Here is a 20,890-nt window from a genome sequence, read left to right on the forward strand (position 1 = left end):
GCCCATCGCCGTCGGCGCGCTGCCCGTGTAAGTTGGGTCACATCTTCCGCGGCAGCCCGTCGTGGTCGACAGGAACGTCCTCCAGGGGAAACGAGCACGATGCAAAGACACCACCTCGCGCTGGCCGGGATGCTGGCCAGCCTGATGCTTGCCGGGTGCAGCCAACCGCCGCCGGCCGCCGCCGGAAGCGCCAGCGATGCACCCAGCCGCCGCTTCGGCACGATCGACTTCCAGCCCTGCACGTTGTCCACCGAAGGCGCCAGCGCCAACGTGGAGGCGCAGTGCGCCACCCTGCAGGTGCCGGAGAACCGGGCCCAGCCCGATGGCCGCCGGATCGGCCTGCGCATCGCCTGGCTGGAATCGGGCAGCAGCGGCGCCAGCCAGCCCGACCCGGTGTTCTTCCTGGCCGGCGGCCCCGGACAGGCGGCCAGCGAGGTGGCGGTCATCGTCGATACCGCACTGCGCCAGGTGCGCAAGCAGCGCGACGTGTTCCTGATCGACCAGCGCGGCACCGGCGGCTCCAACCCGCTCAGCTGCCTGGGCGCAGATGGCAAGCCGCTGCAGATGGACGAGGATGCCGCGCCTTCCGAGGCATCGCTGCGCGACTACGCCCAGCGCTGCGCCGCATCGCTGCAGGGGCGTGCCGATGCGCGCTTCTACACCACCACCGAGGCGATCGCCGATCTGGATGCGGTGCGTGCGGCGCTCGGTGTGGACCAGCTGAACCTGGTTGGCGGCTCCTACGGTACCCGCGTGGCCCAGCGCTATGCCGGGGCCTATCCGCAGCACACCCGCAGCATCGTCATCGATGGCGTGGTACCGAACGAGCTGGTGGTCGGTGGCGACTTCGCGACCACCTTCGAGGATGCGATCGCCCTGCAGTCGGCGCAGTGCCGCAAGGATGCCGCGTGCAGCAAGCGTTTCCCGACCGACACCCGCGCGCAGCTGCGCAGCGTGGTCGACACCCTGCGCCGTGCACCGGTCTCGGTCGAGTATCGCGACCCGGGTACCAACGCACCGCGGCAGGATGTCCTGACGCCGGACAGCGTGGTCGGCCTGGCCTTCGCCTTCTCCTACGTGCCGCAGTATTCCTCGCTGCTGCCACTGGTGCTGGATGAAGCCGCGCACGGTCGTTATGCCCCGTTGGCATCGCTGGCGCGCGGCGCGAACCGCAGCATGGATTTCCAGATCAACCGCGGCATGCAGTGGTCGGTGATCTGCAGCGAGGATGCGCCGCGCTACCACGCGCCGGCCGAGGACCCCGAGCGGCTGTTCGGCAACGAAGTGGCCAGCGCCTTCTTCGCCGCCTGCCCGGTGTGGCCGCACCGTCCGGCGCCGGCAACCGATGCCGTGCCGCTGCGCAGCGACGTGCCGGCACTGCTGCTGTCCGGTGAGCTGGACCCGGTGACCCCCCCGCGCTACGCCGCACAGGTGCTCAAGGGCCTGCCCAATGGCCGTGCGCTGGTCGCCCGTGGCCAGGGCCATGGCACGTTGACCGCCGGCTGCATGCCGCGGCTGCTCGGCCAGTTCATCGACAAGACCGATGCCAAGGCGCTGGATGCCGGCTGCCTGGACACGCTGAGCTACGTGCCGGCGTTCACCTCGTTCAACGGATGGGAACCATGATCGTCGCCGACAACCTGCACAAGGCCTTCGATACCCGCACGGGCCGCATCCAGGCGGTCGCCAACGTCGGCTTCCGCGCCGGCGATGGGCAGATCACCGGCCTGCTCGGCCCCAACGGTGCCGGCAAGACCACCACCATGCGCATGCTCTACACGCTGATGACCCCTGACCAGGGCAGCATCAGCGTCGATGGCATCGATGCCGCCGGCAATCCGGTGGAGGTACGTCGCCACCTGGGCGTACTGCCCGATGCGCGCGGCGTCTACAAGCGTCTGACCGCGCGCGAGAACATCGCCTACTTCGGCGAGCTGCATGGCCTGTCGGCCGAGCGCATCCGCGAACGCATCGAGGTGCTGTCGCACGCGCTGGACATGGGCGACATCCTCGACCGGCAGACCGATGGTTTCTCGCAGGGCCAGCGCACCAAGACCGCGATTGCCCGCGCGCTGGTGCACGATCCGCGCAACGTCATCCTCGACGAACCGACCAACGGCCTGGACGTGATGACCACGCGCGCGCTGCGCCGCTTCCTGCTGGGCCTGCGCGAAGAGGGTCGCTGCGTGATCCTGTCCAGCCACATCATGCAGGAGGTGGGCGCGTTGTGTGACCACATCGTGATCATCGCCAAGGGCACGGTGATGGCCGCCGGCAGCGCCGACGAACTGCGTGCACAAGCCGGTGAAGCCAATCTTGAGGACGCGTTCGTGAAACTGATCGGCAGCGAAGAGGGCCTGCACGCATGAGCATGATGTCGACCCTGATGACGGTGATGCGCAAGGAACTGCGCGACCTGTCGCGTGACCGCCGCACGCTGCTGCTGACCCTGCTGTTCGGGCCGCTGCTGTACCCGGTGCTGCTGCTGGGCATGGGCAAGCTGGCCGAGAGCCGGGTGCGCACCCAGATCGAGGAGCCGTTGCAGATCCCGACGATCGGCGCGGAGAACGCGCCGAACCTGGTGCGCTTCCTCGCCGCACAGGGCCTCAATGCCGCGCCGGCGCCGAAGGACCTGGCCGAGGCCATCCGCAGCCAGGATATCGATGTGGCGCTGCGCATCAGCGGGGACTTCGGCAAGGACTGGGCCGAGGGCAAGCCGGCGCTGGTGGAGGTGATCAAGGACAGCACGCGTCGCGCGGCCGAGGTACCCAGTGCACGCCTGGAGGCGGCGCTGGCCACCTACAACGGCCAGGTCGGTGCCTTGCGCCTGATGGCACGCGGCATCGATGCACAGGTGGCACGCCCGCTGGACGTGGCACGCCAGGACCTGGCCAGTGCCGAAGCCAAGCGCGGCATGATCCTGTCGATGCTGCTGCCGGTACTGCTGACGCTGACCTCGTTCATCGGGGGTGCCTACCTGGTGATGGACGCCACCGCCGGCGAGCGCGAGCGGCAGTCGCTGGAACCCCTGCTGGCCACGCCGGGCTCGCGCAGCGCGATCGTCAGCGGCAAGATCGCCGCCGCCTGCGTGGTCGGTTTCGTGTCGCTGCTGCTGACCCTGGTCGCGTTCAAGGTGAGCGCGCAGATCGCACCCGGCAACATCGGCCGCCAGTTCAACATGAACGTCGGCTCGATGCTGCAGATGCTGCTGGTGATGCTGCCGATGCTGCTGATCGGTACCTCGCTGCTGACCTTCCTGTCGGCCGCGGCCAAGAGCATGAAGGAAGCGCAGAGCCACATGACTTGGCTGATGCTGCTGCCGATGCTGCCCGGCTACGCACTGGTGGCCTACCCGCTGAAGAGCGAGATGTGGCAGTACGCCGTGCCGTTCCTGTCGCAGAACCAGATGCTGCTGAAGGTGATCCGCCACGAGACCATCACCCCGACGGTCTGGGCGATCTACCTTGGTGCCAGCCTCGGCCTGGCCGCCGTGCTGTGGTTCGCCGCCGTGCGCCGCTACCACAACGAGCGCCTGGCCATCTCCGGCTGACCCCAAAAAAGGGGACGGAGGGGATTAAGTCGTTTCTGCCCCTCCCGTCCCCTCCTTGCGCGGGCGGCCTTGTCTTCGCATCGCCACCGGCCGCCCGAGCATCTTCTCTACCATCCGCAGGAACGCAGCATCCCCCAACGGACGCTGTTTGGCGCTATGACTGCGGATTGCGGGCAGATCGGCGGACGCATTCACATCGCGCAGGAATCGCGCATACACCGCCGTCCTGTTGCGAGCGGTCGCGGCCAACGCTCTGAATGCGGGATGCGGGGTCAGCATGGGGTCATCGCGTCGTTGAAGGTTGCCGTGCACGCTGGACCACGGATGATCTTCAGCACTGACCGCAATGCCGGCACGAACGGGATTGCGTTCGATGTAGCGGTATACGCTGAGCAGGTAAGCGTCGCTGTCGATCATCGAGGAATGGAAGCGGCCCTGCCACAGGGGACCGGTGCGGCCGTGCCGCTGGTTGAAAGCCTGTACATAGTTGTTGCCCTGCATGCGCATTGCATCGGCCAGCCCACGCTGCGTGGATGGCGTGGCCAGCAGGTGGATGTGGTTGTCCATCAGTACGTAGGCATGCAGTGCGACGCGGTGCTTGAGGAAAGCGCTGTGCAGCAGATGCAGGAACAGTTGCCGGTCGATGTCGTCGACAAAGATCGCACCCTTGTTCACACCGCGCTGGACCACGTGATAGGCCTGGCCGGCCAGCATCAGGCGCGCTTGTCGGGGCATGGGATTCCCAGGTCGAAGGGGGCCTCAGCCTGGCATCGGCACCGTGGCGTAGGGCATCAGGTAATGCCGCGCAGGCGTATCGGAGGAGTCAGAAGCGACTTAATCCCCTCCGTCCCCTTTTGCGTACCGCGCGGGCGTTACCCCCATCTCGCGCTTGAACACGTTGATGAAGGAACTGGGCGTGTCGTAGCCCATCGACAGGGCGACGCTGATCACCGGTTCGCCTGCCTGCAGGCGTGGCAGTGACAGCAGCACGCGCAGGCGCTGCCGCCACTGGCTCAAGGTCATGCCTGTTTCGGCCTGCCAACGGCGGGCGAGGCTGCGGCTGGACAGTCCGCTGGCGGCTGCCCACGCTTGGACGCTGCGCAGGTCGTCCGGCGAACGCGCCAGCGCCGCCGCGATCCGCCACAACCGGCGATCCCGCGGCTGTGGCAGGGCAAATGGCAAGGGAGTGCTGGCACGGATCTCATCGGCGATGACGCCGGCCAGGCGTGCCTGCGCAGCGTCCAGTGCCTGATGCGGCCAGCGCAGTGCGCGCGTCACCGCCGCCTGCAACAGCGCATCGGGTTGGAAAATACGGGGCAGCGGGGGCAGATCCAGGCCGGCATCGGCGCGGACGTACAGGCTCCAGCCATCGAACCCGTCTGCCCCGAGCAGCGCATGGGGCAGCAGCGGCGGTATCCAGGCAACGTGCCCGGCCGGAAGCAGCCACTGCAGATTCCCGGCTTCGATCCGCAACAGGCCCTGATGGGCGCCCAGCAATTGACCGCGCCGGTGTTGGTGGCGGGCGGTGCGCCGCCTCCCGGGCACGCGCAGCTGGCCGGCCAGCACGATGGGGCCGTCGTCGGCGTCCGCCAATGCCGGATCAATCAAGCCGGTCGGTGTCTGATCTGCCATATCCATTGGCAGTTATACGGCAGAAGCGCCGATCCGCGCGCGCCACACTGGGCGCCCATTTCAACACGAGCCGCCCCGATGCAGCCCCAGGACATCCTTCCCGACCACCAGAACGAAGTACAGGTAAACGGCCTCACCGTGCGCAAGGGCAGCGTCGGCGCCTTCCTCGCCAGCGTCCGTGACTGGCAGGACCCCGCCAGCGATGACGCCACCCGGGCCACCGCCGAAGCAGATCTGCGTGGGCTGCTGCCGGGCCTGCATGCGCTGGGCCTGTTCCAGGTGCTGGCCGCGCGCGATCCGGCACTGCAACGCCTGATCGACAGCCTCTCCTGAAACGAACACGGCCCGGACATGCCGGGCCGTGTCCTCATTGCGGGGGCGGAAACGACTTAATCCCCTCCGTCCCCTTTTTGCGGTCAGGTGCCGCCCGGGGCGAATACCAGGGTACGGCGGGTGGTGACCGGTGCGCTGACCGGCTCGAAGCGCCAGCGCTTGACCGCGTTCATGGCTTCGCGATCGAAGACGCGCGACGGTGTTGCGCGCAGCACGCGGGCGTTGGTCACTGAGCCGTCGGTGCCGACGGTGATTTCCACCAGCACTTCGCCGGAGGTGCCTGCACGCAGTGCCTCGGACGGATAGCGCGGCGCCGGGGTGCTGACCGGGCGCAGGTTCGGCGCCGCAGCGGCCGCTGGAGCCGCGGCCTGGCGTGCGGCACTGGCCTGCTGGGCGGCGGCCTGCTGCTGCTTCAGCTCGGCTTCGCGGCGCGCGGCGGCCTGGCGCTCGGCTTCCTGGCGCTCGTTGTCGCGACGGGCGGCGTCCTGCTGGGCAGCGATCTGCTTGGCCGCGTCGGCTTCCTTGGCACGCTGCTCGGCCAGGCGCTGCTGTTCGGTCTGCTGCTTGCTGCGGTCCTCGGCGTCCTTCTTGGCCTTCTCGGCTTCGGCCTCGGTGCGCTTGGCCGCGTTCTGCACGCCCTTGGCCAGGCCGTCCTTCAGGCGCGGCAGGGCCGGCGCGGAGGCATCCACCTTCTCGATCAGCGCCACCAGCCGCTGCGCTTCGGTGTAGTCCTCGCGCCCCAGGTGCTGTTCGGCGGCGATCAGGGTGTAGGGCAGCAGGTCGGTCAGCGCGCTCTTCACCGAGGCGTCGTCCGGGGTCTTGTCGCGCAGCGCGAGGTAGTACTCGATGGCGTTGTCGCCGGCCGGCGCGTACATGCGGTTCTCGCGCAGGGCCTGGCTGGCCGACTCACGCAGCTGCTCGGTGCCCATCGACTGCACTTTGGCGGCGACCACCGGTGCGGCCGGTGCAGCGGCGGTGGGGGCGGCGGCCGGAGCCGGTGCTGCGGATTCTTCCTTGCCCGAGCAGGCGGCCAGCGCCAGTGCCAAGGCAACCGGCAGCCACCGGCGCGCGGCGGTGATCGTTGAGACGTGCGACATCCAGCTCCCCTTTAGAAGACGACGTGACGTAAATCATTGATATGCATGGCCGGGACCCGTGGTCCAGGCGCGGCAGGGTGGCGTTTCCCGACGCCACCGCCGGCAACGGCGAGGATGCAATCTAGCATCCCGGCCACCGCCCCGCACAAGGGGTGGTGGCCGGGTGGGGCCGCGGCGATCATGTCGTGGCCGGCGGCGACCTCAGTGGTCGTGTGCCTTGTCGTGCGACTTGCTGTGGCCGTTGGACATCAGCTTGTCGGTCCAGGCGATGCCGATCGCCGACAGGATGAACACGCAGTGGATGATGGTCTGCCACAGCACGCCTTCCTGGGTCAGCATCGAGCAGCGGGCGACACCGATGTTGGCGGCGGCCACGCTCATCTGCTCCGGCGTGCACAGCGGGATACCGCCCAGCGCACCGCTGGCGATGAAGGTCTTCAGCAGGTGGATCGAGGAGATGCCGATGATCGCCATCGCCAGCTTCACCTTCAGCACGCTGGCATTGACGTGGCTCAGCCATTCCGGCTGGTCCGGGTGGCCTTCCAGGCGCAGGCGCGAGACGAAGGTCTCGTAGCCGCCGACGATCACCATTACCAGCAGGTTGGAGATCATCACCACGTCGATCAGGCCCAGCACGATCAGCATGATCTGCTGCTCGCCCATCGAGGCGGAATGCGAGATCAGGTGCCACAGTTCCTTGCCGAACAGGAACACGTAGACGCACTGCGCCACGATCAGGCCCAGGTACAGCGGCAGCTGCAGCCAGCGCGAGGCGAAGATCAGCGTGGACAACGGGGAGAGCGGCGGGCGGTTTGCACTCATGCGGGGGATGCTGCGTTTCGGGGGAGAGGCGAGGTTACCGGCCCGCCATGACGGTGCCAACCCAACTCACGCACTAGACTTCAGGTTCCTTTCCGCACCCCGAGCCGACGCCATGATCGACCTGTATTACTGGCCCACCCCGAACGGCCACAAAGTGACCCTGCTGTTGGAGGAAGCCGGCCTGGAGTACCGCATCCACCCGGTCAACATCGGCTCGGGTGACCAGTTCAAGCCAGAGTTCCTGGCCATCTCGCCCAACAACAAGATGCCGGCCATCGTCGACCACGCCCCGGCCGATGGCGGTGCCCCGCAGAGCGTGTTCGAGTCCGGTGCGATCCTGCTGTACCTGGCCGAGAAGACCGGCCGCTTCCTGCCCAGCGACCCGCGCGGCCGCGTGACCACCCTGGAATGGCTGTTCTGGCAGATGGCCGGCCTGGGCCCGATGAGTGGCCAGATGGGGCATTTCAATGTGTATGCGCCGGAAAAGATTCCCTACGCGATCGAGCGCTATGACAACGAAGTACGCCGCCTGCACGGGGTGATGGACAAGCGCCTGGCCCAGCACGCCTTCCTGGCCGGCGACGAGTACACCATCGCCGACATGGCCAGCTACCCGTGGATCGGCGCCTACGACAAGCTGCCGGTGGACTTCGCCGCGTTCCCGAACCTCAAGCGCTGGCACGAGGCCATCGCCGCGCGCCCGGCCACCCAGCGCGCCTATGCGCTGCGCCAGCAGGTGAACCCGAACGCCGGCAAGCCGCTCAGCGACGAAGAGCGCAAGCACCTGTTCGGCCAGCGCTGACCCGCCGCGGGGTCGGATCCCTTTGCAACGCAAAGGGCCCTGACCCCAGCACCGCAGCATGGGCAGAAGGTCATGCTGCCTTCCTGCACGGGCTTGGTTAGGATGGGGGAACGACCGCCCCGCGCCTGCCGCCGGGCGGACCTGCCGTTTGCCGGGATCCTCCATGCGCCACCTGTTCGCTTCGCTTGCCCTCATGCTCGCCACTAGTACCGCCGCCCACGCCGAAAAGCTGACCCTGGAAGCCATCACCGGCCCGCTGCCGCTGTCCGGCCCGACCCTGATGAAGCCCAAGGTGGCGCCGGACGGTTCGCAGGTCAGTTTCCTGCGCGGCAAGGACAGCGACCGCAATCAGCTGGACCTGTGGACCTACGACATCGGCAGCGGCCAGACCCGCCTGCTGGTTGATTCCAAGGTGGTGCTGCCCGGCACCGAGACCCTCAGCGATGAGGAAAAGGCGCGCCGCGAGCGCCAGCGCATCGCCGCGATGACCGGCATCGTCGATTACCAGTGGTCGCCGGACGCACAGCGCCTGCTGTTCCCGTTGGGCGGCGAACTCTACCTGTACGACCTGAAGCAGCAGGGGGCGGCGGCCGTGCGCCAGCTGACCCACGGTGAGGGCTTCGCCACCGACGCCAAGCTGTCGCCCAAGGGCGGCTTCGTCAGCTTCATCCGCGGCCGCAACCTGTGGGTGATCGACCTGGCCAGTGGAAAGCAGCTGCAGCTGACCCGCGACGGCAGCACCACCATCGGCAACGGCGTGGCCGAGTTCGTCGCCGATGAAGAGATGGACCGCCACACCGGTTACTGGTGGGCACCGGACGATTCGGCCATCGCGTTCGCGCGCATCGACGAGGCACCGGTGCCGGTGCAGAAGCGCTACGAGGTCTACGCCGACCGCACCGATGTGATCGAACAGCGTTACCCGGCCGCCGGTGACGCCAATGTGCGCGTGCAGCTGGGCGTGATCGCACCGGCCGCCGAGGCGCAGCCGCGCTGGATCGACCTGGGCAAGGAACAGGACATCTACCTGGCCCGCGTCGATTGGCGCGATGCGCAGCACCTGAGCTTCCAGCGCCAGTCGCGCGACCAGAAGCAGCTGGACCTGGTGGAAGTGGCACTCGACTCCAACCGCCAGCGCGTACTCGCCCACGAAACCAGCCCGACCTGGGTGCCGCTGCACAACAGCCTGCGCTTCCTTGAAGACGGCAGCGTACTGTGGTCGTCCGAGCGCACCGGCTTCCAGCACCTGTACCGCATCGACAGCAACGGCAAGACCACCGCGCTGACCCACGGCAACTGGCCGGTGGACGAGCTGCTGGCGGTGGATGAGACGGCCGGCAAGGCCTACTTCCGTGCCGGCATCGAAAGCCCGCGCGAAAGCCAGATCTACGCGGTATCGCTGCAGGGCGGTGAGCCGCAGCGCCTGTCGAAGGCGCCGGGCATGCACAGCGCCACGTTCGCCCGCAATGCCAGCGTCTATGTGGACAGCTGGTCCAACAGCACCACGCCGCCGCAGATCGAGCTGTTCCGCGCCAACGGCGAGAAGATCGCCACACTGGTGGAAAACAACCTGGCCGATCCCAAGCACCCGTATGCGCGCTACCGCGACGCGCAGCGCCCGGTCGAGTTCGGCACGCTCACCGCCGCCGACGGCAAGACGCCGCTGCACTACAGCCTGATCAAGCCGGCCGGCTTCGATCCGTCCAGGCGCTACCCGGTGGCGGTGTATGTCTATGGCGGCCCGGCCAGCCAGACTGTCACCGACAGCTGGCCCGGCCGTGGCGACCATCTGTTCAACCAGTACCTGGCCCAGCAGGGCTACGTCGTGTTCTCGCTGGACAACCGCGGCACCCCGCGCCGCGGCCGCGACTTCGGTGGTGCGCTGTACGGGAAGCAGGGCACGGTGGAAGTGACCGACCAGCTGCGCGGCGTGGCCTGGCTCAAGCAGCAGCCGTGGGTGGACCCGGCGCGCATCGGCGTGCAGGGCTGGTCCAACGGCGGTTACATGACCCTGATGCTGCTGGCCAAGGCGTCGAACCAGTACGCCTGCGGCGTGGCCGGTGCCCCGGTCACCGACTGGGGCCTGTACGACAGCCATTACACCGAGCGCTACATGGACCTGCCGGCGCGCAACGACGCCGGTTACCGTGAAGCGCGCGTGCTGACCCACATCGATGGGCTGCGCTCGCCGTTGCTGCTGATCCACGGCATGGCGGACGACAACGTGCTGTTCACCAATTCGACCAGTCTGATGAGCGCGCTGCAGAAGCGCGGACAGCCGTTCGAGCTGATGACCTACCCGGGTGCCAAGCATGGCCTGTCCGGCGCCGATGCCCTGCATCGCTACCGTGTGGCCGAAGCCTTCCTGGGGCGCTGCCTGAAGCCTTGAAACACAGACGGGAAGGAGCCCGCCGATGACACTGCCGCCGCCGATTCCCACCCACGGCCCGAAGCCCGCCGGCTGGTGGTCCCGCCACTGGCGCTGGGCGATGCCCGTGGCCGTGCTGCTGGTGCTGGCCGGGGCTGGTGGCACGGTGGCCTGGAGCGTGCTGCGCTGGAGTGAGGCGGCACGCGAGAGCCCTCCGATGCGCGAGGCGATGCGTCGCGCCGGCTGCAGCATCGAACTGGTGGAAGCCTTCGGCGAGCCGCTGCGTGCCGAATCGATGCCGCTGGGCAGCATGCAGACCGCGCTCAACGGCCAGCGCGATGTCGGCCTGACCGTGGCCCTGGAAGGCCCCCGCGCACACGGCCGGTTGTTCGTGAAGGGCACCCGCAGTGACGACGTGTGGGACTACCCGGTGATGTACGTGCTGGGCGAGAACAAGCAGACCTTCGACCTGACTGCGCTGGATGACGATGAGGCCGCGCAGGAATGCGAACTGCAGGCCTGCCGCGAACGCGGCGAATGCCCGCTGACCGCAGCGTTGTGACCTCCGGCCGATTGTCGCCACCGCGCTGAGCGCGTAGGGTGCGGGCAACCCTGTCCTGGAGTGCACCATGAAGCCGATCGCGTTGGCCGTTGCCCTGGCCCTGACCGCCGCCCCGCTGCTGTCCGCACCGCCGGCGCTGGCGGCACCCGCCGCCAAGGCCGCCACACCGGCCAGCCCGGCCTGGGTCGCCCGCAGCAACGCACTGGCGCAGATCCTGCTCGATGCGCAGGGCCCGTTCCAGCCGGAAGAAACCGGCTTCTTCGGCGTGCCCGGCTACGACGACAAGGTGGCCGACCTCGGCGCGGACAACGGCAAGCGCTACCGCGCCGCGATGGCCAAGGCCCGCGACGAACTGAAGGCGAAGCTGGCCACCGAGCAGGATCCCAACGTCCGCCAGGACCTGGAGATCATGATCCACGCCGCCAACCAGAACATCGAAGGCAGTGAGCTCAACGAGAAGTACCTGCTGCCGTGGAGTGACGCGCCGCAGACGGTGTTCAGCGGCCTCAACCTGCTGCTGTCCGACCAGGTGCCGGCCGAGCGCCGGGCCAAGGCGATCGACCGCCTCAAGGCTTACGCCGGCCTGCAGCCGGGCGGCACCGCGTTCACCACGCTGGCCCGCCAGCGCTACGAAGAGCGCTTGAAGGACAGCAGCCTGCTGCAGCCGACGAAGATCGAAGTGCAGCAGTCGCTGGACAACGTCGAGACCTACATCAGCGGCATCGAGTCGCTGCTGAAGAAGTACCAGATCGCCGGCGCCGATGAAGCGATGAAGGCCCTGGCCGGGCAGATGAAGGACTACGCCAGCTGGACGCGCTCGACCGTGCTGCCGAAGGCGCGCACCGACGCACGGCTGCCGGCGCCGCTGTACGCCTACCAGCTCAAGCAGGTCGGCATCGACATCGACCCGAAGCTGCTGATGCAGCGCGCGCAGCTGGAGTTCATGGAAACCCGCTCGGCGATGCAGCAGCTGGCGCCGCTGGTGGTGAAGGAGAAGGGCCTGAAGGTGGCCGACCCGAGCGACCCGGTGGCGGTGATCCGCGCGCTGAAGGCCGACAAGATCGCCGACGACCATCTGGAAGGCCACTACCGCAAGGTGATCGACGCGATCGATCCGCTGATCCGCGAGCACGCCATCGTCGACGTGCCCAAGCGCGCCATGCAGATGCGCCTGGGTTCGGCCGCCGAGAGCGCGGCCAGCCCGGCCCCGCATTTCCTGCCGGCGCCGCTGGTCAACAACACCGGGCAGCAGGGCACCTTCGTGCTGCCGCTGGGCAACCCGGCCGCGGGCCCGGGCGCACAGTACGACGACTTCAACTTCGGTGCGGCGGCGTGGACGCTGAGTGCGCATGAAGGCCGCCCCGGCCACGAGCTGCAGTTCACCGCGATGGTCGAGCGTGGCGTGTCGCTGGCACGCACCATGTTCGCGTTCAATTCGGTGAACGTGGAAGGCTGGGCGCTGTATGCCGAGGCCGAGATGGTGCCGTACGAGCCGCTGGACGGGCAGATGATCGCCCTGCAGTTCCGCCTGCTGCGCGCCGCACGCGCGATGCTCGACCCGATGCTCAACCTCGGCCTGACCGACCGCGCCAACGGCGAGCGCGTGCTGATGGAGCAGGTCGGCCTGTCCAAGGCGATGGCCACCCAGGAACTGGACCGCTACATGGTGCGCATGCCGGGCCAGGCCGGCAGCTACTTCTACGGCTACACCCGTATCCTGGAACTGCGCATGCAGACCGAGCTGGCACTGGGTGCGAAGTTCGACCGCCTGGCGTTCAACAACTTCCTGCTCGACCAGGGCCTGCTGCCGCCGGACCAGCTGGCCGACGCGGTGAACAAGGTGTTCGTGCCGAAGTACAAGCGCTGAACACCCCCCGGTAGTGCCGGCCGCTGGCCTGCATTCCCCTGACGTCGGGAGGATTCCTGAGGTTGCCGGCCAGCGGCCGGCACTACCTGCGGTGACGCTGCCGCGTCACCGCTGCGGGGTGATCACCTGCGTCGGCAGTCGTGCCGGCGGTTCCGGGTTCGGCACCCAGATCGCCACGCCGGCGGCGCGCTTCTGCGTGGTCGGAATACCGATGCCGACGCCACCGCCGACATGCGAGCCGAACGTGCCGGCACCCACCGACATGCCCACCGGTGAGCCGCTGCTGCCCACGCCCATCAGCACCACGCCATTGGCGCCCAGCGCTGCGGCCTCGCGCTTCAGGCGCGCCACCGCTGCATCGGTCTGGCCCTGCGTGCCGAAGCCCACGGCAGACGCCGATTCCAGCTGGGCGATTTCCTGGGAGCCGGCCGGCGGCGTCGAATAGATCTGCACCAGTGCCGGATCGATCGGCGCGCGGGCGCGCCCCAGCATGACCTTGGAGGTGCTGGCACAGCCGGCGGCGACCAGCAGGATGGCCGCCAACGCGGCCCAACGGATGTTCATGGCACGACCCCTGTAGGACTGGTTGCGATCATCGGCGGGCCACTCTGAATCGGCGCCAACACCCGGCCCAGAGCAGGCACGGCGGCACGCTAGCACGGTGCCGGTGACAGCCCCGCCAACGGCAGTAGGCGGCGACGGCGGGAACGACTATGGTGCACAGACAGGAACCAACGGCGGGAGAGTGGAATGGGCGTGATCAGTCTGTTGTGGGGCGTACTGGCGCTGTTGTGGATGATCCTGGCGCTGATTCCGCTGCTGGGCTGGGGCAACTGGTTCCTGATCCCGTTCGCCGCCGTGGGCGCGGTGATCGCCGCGCTGGGCATCCTGTTCACCCACCCGACCAAGCGCGGCCGGGCCTGGGCCGGGCTGGTGCTGAACGGCATCGTGGTGGTGGTCGGCATCCTGCGCCTGGGCCTGGGGGGCGGCGTGATCTGAGCCGCATCGCCGGGTGCGACAGGGCGTCGCAGGTACACGGCCGCGGGCCGGGCAGGGGCGTACAATGAACGGCTGCGCGAGCCCCCCGCGTGCCTGTGAATCCGCGCCCGGCGCGGCTGCCCCATGATCATCCGACCCCGTCCCCACGGCTGGCAACTGCTGTACATCCTGCGCGGCTCGATCGTAAAAGCGATCGCGCCGAAGGTGCTGGCCATCCTGATCCTGTCCATCGCGGTGGCCGCGGTGGTGGAGCTGGCGCCGCCGACCGGCATCGAGCGCGTTTCCGTCACGCCGTTCACGCTGCTCGGCCTGGTGCTGTCGATCTTCCTCAGTTTCCGCAACAGCGCCTGCTACGACCGCTGGTGGGAAGGCCGCAAGCTGTGGGGCCAGCTGGTCTACGAATCGCGTTCGCTGGCCCGCCAGGTGAACCTGCTGCTGGCCGATGACGCCGGTCGCCGCCGCCGCATCGCCTACCTCACTACGGCTTTTGCCCATGCGCTGGCCGCGCGCCTGCGCGGGCGCATCGTGGCCCTGGCGGCGTTGCCGTGGCTGGACAAGCCGCAGCGCGAGCAGCTGGGCCAGCGCGAGAACGTGCCCGACGCATTGCTGTCGATGATCGCTGCCGAGCTGGCCCACGCCCTGCGCGCCGGCGAACTCGACCCGATCCTCTACACCCAGCTGGAAGAGCGACTGCACGCGATGTCGTCGATCCAGGCCGGCTGCGAGCGCATCCTCACCACGCCGCTGCCGTTCGCCTACACCCTGCTGCTGCATCGCTGCGCATGGATGTTCTGCGTGCTGCTGCCGTTCGGCCTGGCCAGCTCGCTGGGCTGGGGCACGCCGGTGCTGTCGGCGGTGCTGGCCTACGCCTTCTTCGGCCTGGACCAGCTGGGCGAAGAAATGGAAGACCCGTTCGGCCTGGAGCCGAACGACCTGCCGCTGGACGCGCTGGTGCGCACGATCGAGATCGACCAGCTCGACGCGCTCGGCGAACGCCCGTTGCCCGAACCCCTGCTGCCGCAGGGCTACCTGTTGCAATAGCCACTCCTCGGAGCCTGCCATGTCCCACCCGCTTTACCGCCCGCGCCGCATGCGCCACGACGAGTTCTCGCGCCGCCTGATGCGCGAGAACACGCTGACCACCGACGACCTGATCTACCCGGTGTTCGTGCACGAACGGGCGGGCCGCACCGCAGTGCCGTCGATGCCGGGCGTGGAGCGGCTGTCGATCGAAGAGCTGCTGAAGGTGGCCGAAGAAGCGCTGGAACTGGGCATTCCAGTGATCGACCTGTTCCCGGTGATCGACCCGTCGCTGAAGTCGCTGGACGCGTCGGCGGCGTGGGCCGAGGACGGCCTGGCGCAGCGTGCGATCCGCGCGCTGAAGTCGCGCTTCCCGGAACTGGGAGTGATGACCGACGTGGCGCTGGACCCGTACACCACCCACGGTCAGGACGGCATCATCGACGACAAGGGTTACGTGCTCAACGACATCACTGTCGAAGCGCTGGTCAAGCAGTCGCTGTCGCACGCCGAGGCCGGTGTGGACATCGTCTCGCCGTCGGACATGATGGACGGCCGCATCGGCGCGATCCGCCGTGCGCTGGATGCCGACAACCACATCAACGTGCGCATCATGGCCTACTCGGCCAAGTACGCCTCGGCGTTCTACGGCCCGTTCCGTGATGCGGTGGGCAGCGCGGCCAGCCTCGGCAAGGCCGACAAGAAGACCTACCAGATGGACCCGGCCAACGGCGACGAGGCCTTGCGCGAGATCGCGCTGGACCTGGAAGAGGGCGCCGACATGGTGATGGTCAAGCCGGGCATGCCGTACCTGGACCTGGTGCGCCGGGTGAAGGAGACATTCGGTGTGCCGACCTTCGCCTATCAGGTGAGTGGCGAGTACGCGATGATGAAGGCCGCCTTCGCCAACGGCTGGCTGGACGAACGCGCCTGCGTGCTGGAGTCGCTGCTGGGTTTCAAGCGGGCCGGCGCCGATGGTGTGCTGACCTATTTCGCGCCGCAGGTGGCGCGATGGCTGCGCGAGCGCTGACAATAGCGCCACGATAGACGGAGGACTGCGCGATGGGACCCGAACTGGGATGGGTGCAATGGCTGATCTGGGGCACCGGTACGCTGGTGTTCGGCGCCATCATCGTCGCTGTCTTCATCGCCGCCTGGCGGGCCGGCAAGCGCCCGCCGGAACAGCTCTCCGCTGCCCGCCACGTGGCCCGTGAGCAGGCGCTGCCGGAGACCGTGCAGGCCGAGCTGGCCGCGTTGAACCAGCGCAAGGACAACGGCCAGCTGAGCGAGATGGAGTACGAGCAGTTGCGCGCCAAGGTGTTGTCGCGCTGACGGGGCGTTTCATCCACGCATGGCGTGGATCTACTGGTAGTCGCCAACCTTGGTTGGCGCTTTCACGTATGCCAACCAAGGTTGGCATCTACCAAACGGCCATCCACGCATGGCGTGGATCTACCGCGCGCACCCGGCCACCGCCGCCACCTTCGGCACCGCCAACCGGTACACGTCCACGCCACCGGCACGCGGCGCCTTCGCTGCACTGCTGGCCACCATCATCTCGCCCGGCTTGGCGTTGTCGACCACCGGCGCACCGGTCCAGCCGCCGGCCTGGTTGAACGACAGCCCCAGCGGCTGCAGCGCTACACCGCTCCACGCACAGCCGCTGCTCCAGACCTGCGCGGTACTGCCATTGCCGCGGCTGAACACCACGGCGCCGTCCTGGCCCAGCCAGTCGCCGTCGGTCTCGTCGTCGGCGCTGTTCAACGCGCTCAGTGCGCTGGCCGGGCCGCGCAGGCCCTGCGCATCCAGCGTCGCCACGAACAGGTCCCAGCCGGCGCCACGGCCCTGCTGGCGGGCAAACAACAGCTGCTTGCCGTCCGCGCTCAGGGCCGGCCCGCGCTCTTCGCGGCGCCCGCCGTCACCGGCCAGCGGCTGCGCCGGGCCCAGCCGGCCGTCGGCGGCCAACGCGGCGCGGTACAGCGCCAGCGCGCCCTCGCGGCCGGCCGCGAACAGCAGCCAGCGGCCGTCGCGGCTGAAGTAGGGATCGCGCGCTTCACCGGCCACGCCTACCGGCAGTACCTGTGCCTGCTGCCAGCGACCGTCCACCACGCGCGCCTCCCACAGGCCCCAGCCGGCCTCGCCGCGGCGGGCGAAGACGATGCGCTGGCCATCGGCGCTGATCGTGGCGCGACCTTCGTCGGCGCGGGTCGAGACCACGCCCATGCCTTCGATGCCGTACTCGTTCAACGCCATCGCCACGGGGGCAGAGAGTAGACTGGCGGCGAGCACCAGCAGGGGCGGGGTGATGCGCATCATCCGGTTCCGTGCACGAAAGAGCATCAGTCTAGCCAGCTTGAGGATTCCATGACCGACCGTTACGCCGTCTTCGGACACCCCGTTGCCCACTCGAAGTCGCCGCAGATCCACGCGACGTTCGGTCGCCAGGAAGGCATCGCCATCGACTACCGCGCGATCGACCTGGCCCCGGATGCGTTCCTGGCCGGACTGGAGGCCTTCGCCGCCGAGGGCGGTGTCGGCGCCAACGTCACCCTGCCGCACAAGGAAGCCGCGTTCTCGCTGTGCACCACGCTGACCGCGCGCGCGCGCCGCGCCGGCTCGGTCAACACGCTGCTGCGCAAGGGCGACCGCTGGCACGGCGACACCACCGATGGCATCGGCCTGGTGCGCGACCTGACCGACCGCCACGGCCTGGACCTGCGCGGTCGCCGCGTGCTGATGATCGGCGCCGGTGGCTCGGCGCGCAGCGTCGCCCCGGCGCTGCTCGATGCCGGCATCACCGAACTGGTGGTGGTCAACCGCACGCCGGAGCGCGCCGACGAACTGATCGACGCGATGGGCGAGCCCGGCCGTGCGATCAGCCGCTACTGGGAAGACCTGCGCGACCTCGGCGACTTCGAACTGATCGTCAATGCCACCTCGGCTGGCCGCGACCGCGACGTCGAGTTCAAGCTGCCGCTGTCGCTGGTCAATTCGATGACCACTGCCGTCGACCTGAACTACGGCGAGGCGGCCATCGCCTTCCTGGCCTGGGCCCGTGCGGCGCAGTGCCGCAATACCGTCGACGGCCTGGGCATGCTGGTCGAGCAGGCCGCCGAGAGCTTCCTGCAGTGGCACGGCGTGCGCCCGCAGACCGGCGAGGTCTACCAGTCGCTGCGCCAGGGCTCGGCCGTGCTGGCCGGCGAGGACTGACCGATGGACAGCACAACCCTGATGGTGACCGTGCTGAGCATGGTCGGCGTGCGCCTGCCGGTGCTGATCGCGCTGTGCGTCGGCCTGGTCTGGGTGGTCGGTGCGCCGCGCGATGCCACCCGCACCGGCGCGCTGGTCGGCCTGCTGCTGTTGCTGCTGTCCAGCCTGGGTGGCCTGGCGGCGGGCATGCTGCCGATGTGGCTGGTCAGCAGCGGCAACTTCAGCGCCATCTCGGGCATGAGCGCCATCTTCGGCGTGGTGCACTTCGCGCTGGCGATGGTCGAGGCCATCGGCGTGGTGCTGCTGGTGTGGGCGCTGGTGCGCCTGCTGCGTAGCCGTCCCGCCCCGGTCGCCTGAGCGCTGGCGCCGGGCCACGCCCGGCGTGTTTCGCCCCTGTGCGGCGCGGGCTTCGGACCGAGCGCGCCGGCGGGCGTCGTCGCTGGCTCGTTCAGGGAGCCAGCAACAGTGAACGCGGCCGGCCATGCGACAATGACCGGCCTGATCCAGCTACGGTAGTTCCCGGCGTGACCGAAACCGTCGCCGCTCCGCGCACGCTCGATGACACCTTGAAGGACGCGATCCGCAAGGCGTACACGACGCTGCAGGCCAACACCCCCGGCTTCTCCACCCGTCGCTCGCAGAGCCAGATGATCGGCGTGGTGTCGCGCGCGCTGTCGAAAAGCGGTGGCGTTGGCGTGGTCGAGGCGCCGACCGGCGTCGGCAAGAGCCTGGGCTACCTCACCGCAGGCGTGCCGATCGCGCTGGCCACCAAGAAGAAGCTGGTGATCAGCACCGGCACCGTGGCGCTGCAGTCGCAGCTGGTCGAGCGCGATATCCCGAATTTCCTGAAGGCCACCGGCCTGGAAGCGACCGTGGCGCTGGCCAAGGGACGCACCCGCTACCTGTGCACGCGCAATGCCGCCGAGGCGCAGGGCGAGGGCTCGCAGGGCGGCATGTTCGAGGATGACGCGCCACTGTTCGACCGGCCGCTGGCGCCGATCGAGATGGACATCGCCAAACGCCTGACCGACGCCTTCACCAGCGGCAGCTGGGATGGCGATATCGACAATGCGCCGGAGACCATCAGTCCCGGCCTGCGCAGCCGCATCACCACGCCGGCCTCGGGTTGTGCCGGGCGGCGCTGCGCCTATTCGGCGCAGTGCGCGGTGCTGCGCTCGCGCAATACGGTGCGCGACGCACAGATCGTGGTCACCAACCACGCGCTGCTGCTGTCGGCGCTGTCGATCGGTGACAGCGACAACGGCCAGCCGTTGATCGCGCCACCCTCGGACATGCTGCTGGTGCTGGACGAAGGCCATCACATCGGCAACGTGGCGATCGACCAGGGCGCGGCCAGCCTCGCGCTGGACGAGATGGCCAAGCGCACCGGCCGCCTGCAGATCTTGATCGCCGGTGCGTACCGCGCGGTCGACAAGGACCGGCTGGGCAACCTGCTGCCCAACGAAGCGATCGAAGTCGCCAGCAACGTGGCCAAGCAGCTGCGCGCGTTCCGTGATCACATCGAGCGGGTGTGGATGCCGGCGCCGGCGGACGAAGAGCCGATGTGGCGCGCGGCCAATGGACGCCTGCCCGAGGCCTGGCGCGAGCCGATCGAGGCACTGGCCGACGATACCCGCAGCCTCTACAACTGGGCGCATGCGGCCACCACGCAGGTGGCCAAGGGCAAGCCGGACGATGCCGCGCGCGAGCGCCTGCAGCGCAACCTGGGCATGGCGCTGGAGATGATCGAGCAGCAGTACAACCTGTGGCAGGCGTGGCGCCGCGAAGACAAGGACGGCGCGCCGCCGATGGCGCGCTGGGTGACTGCCACCCGCGATGGCGACCTGGTGCTGCACGGTTCGCCGGTGTCGGCCGCGCACGTGCTGCGCAAGCTGCTGTGGGATGAAGTGGACTCGGTGGTGATGACCTCGGCGACGCTGACCGGCGGTGGCGACTTCCAGGCGCTGGCGATCGACAACGGCATTCCGGAAGAGGCCGAGATGGTCTCGCTGTCGTCGCCGTTCGACCTGCCCAACCAGGCCGAACTGATCGTGCCGAAGTTCCCGGTCACGCCGGACGACCGCGAAGGCCACCCGCGCGAAGTGGCGCGCTACCTGGACACCGAACTGGACTGGGCCAAGGGCTCGATGGTGCTGTTCACCTCGCGCTGGAAGATGGAGAAGGTGGCCGGGCTGATGCCGGCCGCGCGCCGCAAGCAGGTGCTGGTGCAGGGCGAGATGTCCAAGACCCGGCTGATCGAGGAACACCTGCGGCGTGTCGAGGCAGGCGAGGGCTCGGTGCTGTTCGGCCTGAACTCGTTCGGCGAGGGCCTCGACCTGCCCGGCGAGGCCTGCACCACGGTGGTGATCACCCAGGTGCCGTTCGCCGTGCCGACCGACCCGCAGACCGCCACCCTCAGCGAGTGGTTCGAGGGACGCGGGCTCAACGCGTTCAACCTGATCGCCATTCCGCATGCGCTGCGCACGCTGACCCAGTTCGCCGGCCGCCTGATCCGCACCTCCACCGACACCGGCCGCGTGGTCATTCTTGATTCGCGGCTGCTGACCCGCCGCTACGGCAAGCGCATCATCGACGCGCTGCCCCCGTTCAAGCGCGTGATCGGCTGAA

At 68.6% G+C, this 20,890-nt stretch carries 21 protein-coding genes; 15 read left to right on the forward strand and 6 right to left on the reverse strand.

What is annotated here, in order from left to right:
• Positions 1 to 99 precede the first annotated feature (99 nt).
• From AC5P53_RS00640 to AC5P53_RS00650, 3 genes are read left to right on the forward strand one after another with little or no spacing between them, the layout of a single operon-like run.
• Positions 100 to 1,626: an alpha/beta hydrolase gene (locus AC5P53_RS00640; protein WP_041863953.1), complete on the forward strand. Its 1,527-nt coding sequence runs from the start codon at positions 100 to 102 to the stop codon at positions 1,624 to 1,626.
• Complete coding sequence (locus AC5P53_RS00645; protein WP_049442045.1) at positions 1,623 to 2,369, forward strand: ABC transporter ATP-binding protein; 747 nt, start codon at positions 1,623 to 1,625, stop codon at positions 2,367 to 2,369. Before AC5P53_RS00640 ends, AC5P53_RS00645 begins: the two co-directional genes overlap by 4 nt.
• On the forward strand, positions 2,366 to 3,550 hold the full coding sequence (locus AC5P53_RS00650; protein WP_049404907.1) for an ABC transporter permease: 1,185 nt from the start codon (positions 2,366 to 2,368) through the stop codon (positions 3,548 to 3,550). Before AC5P53_RS00645 ends, AC5P53_RS00650 begins: the two co-directional genes overlap by 4 nt.
• A gap of 24 nt (positions 3,551 to 3,574) precedes the next feature.
• Here the strand turns inward: AC5P53_RS00650 and AC5P53_RS00655 are convergent, their stop codons facing one another.
• Both AC5P53_RS00655 and AC5P53_RS00660 read right to left on the reverse strand, forming a co-directional pair.
• Entirely contained in the window at positions 3,575 to 4,285 is a 711-nt protein-coding gene (locus AC5P53_RS00655; protein ID WP_241887734.1) for a transposase, read from the reverse strand.
• 99 nt (positions 4,286 to 4,384) lie between these two features.
• Positions 4,385 to 5,182 (reverse strand): AraC family transcriptional regulator, encoded by a 798-nt coding sequence (locus tag AC5P53_RS00660; protein WP_241887738.1) that lies wholly within the window; start codon positions 5,180 to 5,182, stop codon positions 4,385 to 4,387.
• 78 nt (positions 5,183 to 5,260) lie between these two features.
• Between AC5P53_RS00660 and AC5P53_RS00665 the strand changes: the two genes are divergently transcribed.
• On the forward strand, positions 5,261 to 5,515 hold the full coding sequence (locus AC5P53_RS00665) for a hypothetical protein (protein ID WP_049442042.1): 255 nt from the start codon (positions 5,261 to 5,263) through the stop codon (positions 5,513 to 5,515).
• Between the two features lie 83 nt (positions 5,516 to 5,598).
• On the opposite strand, the gene AC5P53_RS00670 is transcribed toward AC5P53_RS00665, so the two are convergent.
• Together AC5P53_RS00670 and AC5P53_RS00675 are read right to left on the reverse strand one after the other, a co-directional pair.
• Positions 5,599 to 6,612 (reverse strand): energy transducer TonB, encoded by a 1,014-nt coding sequence (locus AC5P53_RS00670; protein WP_014648799.1) that lies wholly within the window; start codon positions 6,610 to 6,612, stop codon positions 5,599 to 5,601.
• A gap of 201 nt (positions 6,613 to 6,813) precedes the next feature.
• Entirely contained in the window at positions 6,814 to 7,434 is a 621-nt protein-coding gene (locus AC5P53_RS00675; protein WP_041863948.1) for a TIGR00645 family protein, read from the reverse strand.
• A 112-nt stretch (positions 7,435 to 7,546) separates the two neighbouring features.
• On the opposite strand from AC5P53_RS00675, the gene AC5P53_RS00680 reads away from it, so the two are divergent.
• The 4 genes from AC5P53_RS00680 (at position 7,547) to AC5P53_RS00695 (ending at position 13,033) form a co-directional block, all read left to right on the forward strand.
• Entirely contained in the window at positions 7,547 to 8,236 is a 690-nt protein-coding gene (locus AC5P53_RS00680) for a glutathione binding-like protein (RefSeq protein WP_014648797.1), read from the forward strand.
• Between the two features lie 163 nt (positions 8,237 to 8,399).
• Positions 8,400 to 10,625 (forward strand): S9 family peptidase, encoded by a 2,226-nt coding sequence (locus AC5P53_RS00685; RefSeq protein WP_164077006.1) that lies wholly within the window; start codon positions 8,400 to 8,402, stop codon positions 10,623 to 10,625.
• A 25-nt stretch (positions 10,626 to 10,650) separates the two neighbouring features.
• Positions 10,651 to 11,166, forward strand: a complete 516-nt coding sequence (locus AC5P53_RS00690; RefSeq protein WP_049442038.1) for a cytochrome c oxidase assembly factor Coa1 family protein — start codon at positions 10,651 to 10,653, stop codon at positions 11,164 to 11,166.
• 67 nt (positions 11,167 to 11,233) lie between these two features.
• Positions 11,234 to 13,033: a DUF885 domain-containing protein gene (locus AC5P53_RS00695; protein WP_046433089.1), complete on the forward strand. Its 1,800-nt coding sequence runs from the start codon at positions 11,234 to 11,236 to the stop codon at positions 13,031 to 13,033.
• A 105-nt stretch (positions 13,034 to 13,138) separates the two neighbouring features.
• On the opposite strand, the gene AC5P53_RS00700 is transcribed toward AC5P53_RS00695, so the two are convergent.
• Positions 13,139 to 13,597 (reverse strand): hypothetical protein, encoded by a 459-nt coding sequence (locus AC5P53_RS00700; RefSeq protein ID WP_005420187.1) that lies wholly within the window; start codon positions 13,595 to 13,597, stop codon positions 13,139 to 13,141.
• A gap of 186 nt (positions 13,598 to 13,783) precedes the next feature.
• On the opposite strand from AC5P53_RS00700, the gene AC5P53_RS00705 reads away from it, so the two are divergent.
• The 4 genes from AC5P53_RS00705 (at position 13,784) to AC5P53_RS00720 (ending at position 16,384) form a co-directional block, all read left to right on the forward strand.
• Positions 13,784 to 14,032, forward strand: coding sequence for a hypothetical protein (locus AC5P53_RS00705; protein WP_005420185.1), 249 nt, complete (start codon positions 13,784 to 13,786; stop codon positions 14,030 to 14,032).
• A gap of 123 nt (positions 14,033 to 14,155) precedes the next feature.
• Positions 14,156 to 15,073: a bestrophin family protein gene (locus tag AC5P53_RS00710; RefSeq protein WP_049404914.1), complete on the forward strand. Its 918-nt coding sequence runs from the start codon at positions 14,156 to 14,158 to the stop codon at positions 15,071 to 15,073.
• Between the two features lie 19 nt (positions 15,074 to 15,092).
• Positions 15,093 to 16,082: a porphobilinogen synthase gene (hemB, locus tag AC5P53_RS00715; protein WP_014648793.1), complete on the forward strand. Its 990-nt coding sequence runs from the start codon at positions 15,093 to 15,095 to the stop codon at positions 16,080 to 16,082.
• A gap of 32 nt (positions 16,083 to 16,114) precedes the next feature.
• Positions 16,115 to 16,384, forward strand: coding sequence for a gas vesicle protein GvpG (locus AC5P53_RS00720; RefSeq protein ID WP_014648792.1), 270 nt, complete (start codon positions 16,115 to 16,117; stop codon positions 16,382 to 16,384).
• A gap of 120 nt (positions 16,385 to 16,504) precedes the next feature.
• On the opposite strand, the gene AC5P53_RS00725 is transcribed toward AC5P53_RS00720, so the two are convergent.
• A complete protein-coding gene (locus AC5P53_RS00725; RefSeq protein ID WP_014648791.1) occupies positions 16,505 to 17,368 on the reverse strand; it encodes a TolB family protein in 864 nt (287 codons plus the stop codon).
• Positions 17,369 to 17,416: 48 nt separating this feature from the next.
• Here AC5P53_RS00725 and aroE point away from each other — a divergent pair, with 48 nt between their 5' ends.
• From aroE to dinG, 3 genes are all read left to right on the forward strand, one after another.
• On the forward strand, positions 17,417 to 18,262 hold the full coding sequence (gene aroE / locus AC5P53_RS00730) for a shikimate dehydrogenase (RefSeq protein ID WP_046433083.1): 846 nt from the start codon (positions 17,417 to 17,419) through the stop codon (positions 18,260 to 18,262).
• Positions 18,263 to 18,265: 3 nt separating this feature from the next.
• Positions 18,266 to 18,619: a hypothetical protein gene (locus AC5P53_RS00735; protein WP_014648789.1), complete on the forward strand. Its 354-nt coding sequence runs from the start codon at positions 18,266 to 18,268 to the stop codon at positions 18,617 to 18,619.
• 167 nt (positions 18,620 to 18,786) lie between these two features.
• Positions 18,787 to 20,889: an ATP-dependent DNA helicase DinG gene (gene dinG, locus AC5P53_RS00740; RefSeq protein ID WP_049404916.1), complete on the forward strand. Its 2,103-nt coding sequence runs from the start codon at positions 18,787 to 18,789 to the stop codon at positions 20,887 to 20,889.
• Position 20,890: the final 1 nt, after the last annotated feature.

Source organism: Stenotrophomonas sp. YJH_SMC_82 (assembly GCF_059368875.1).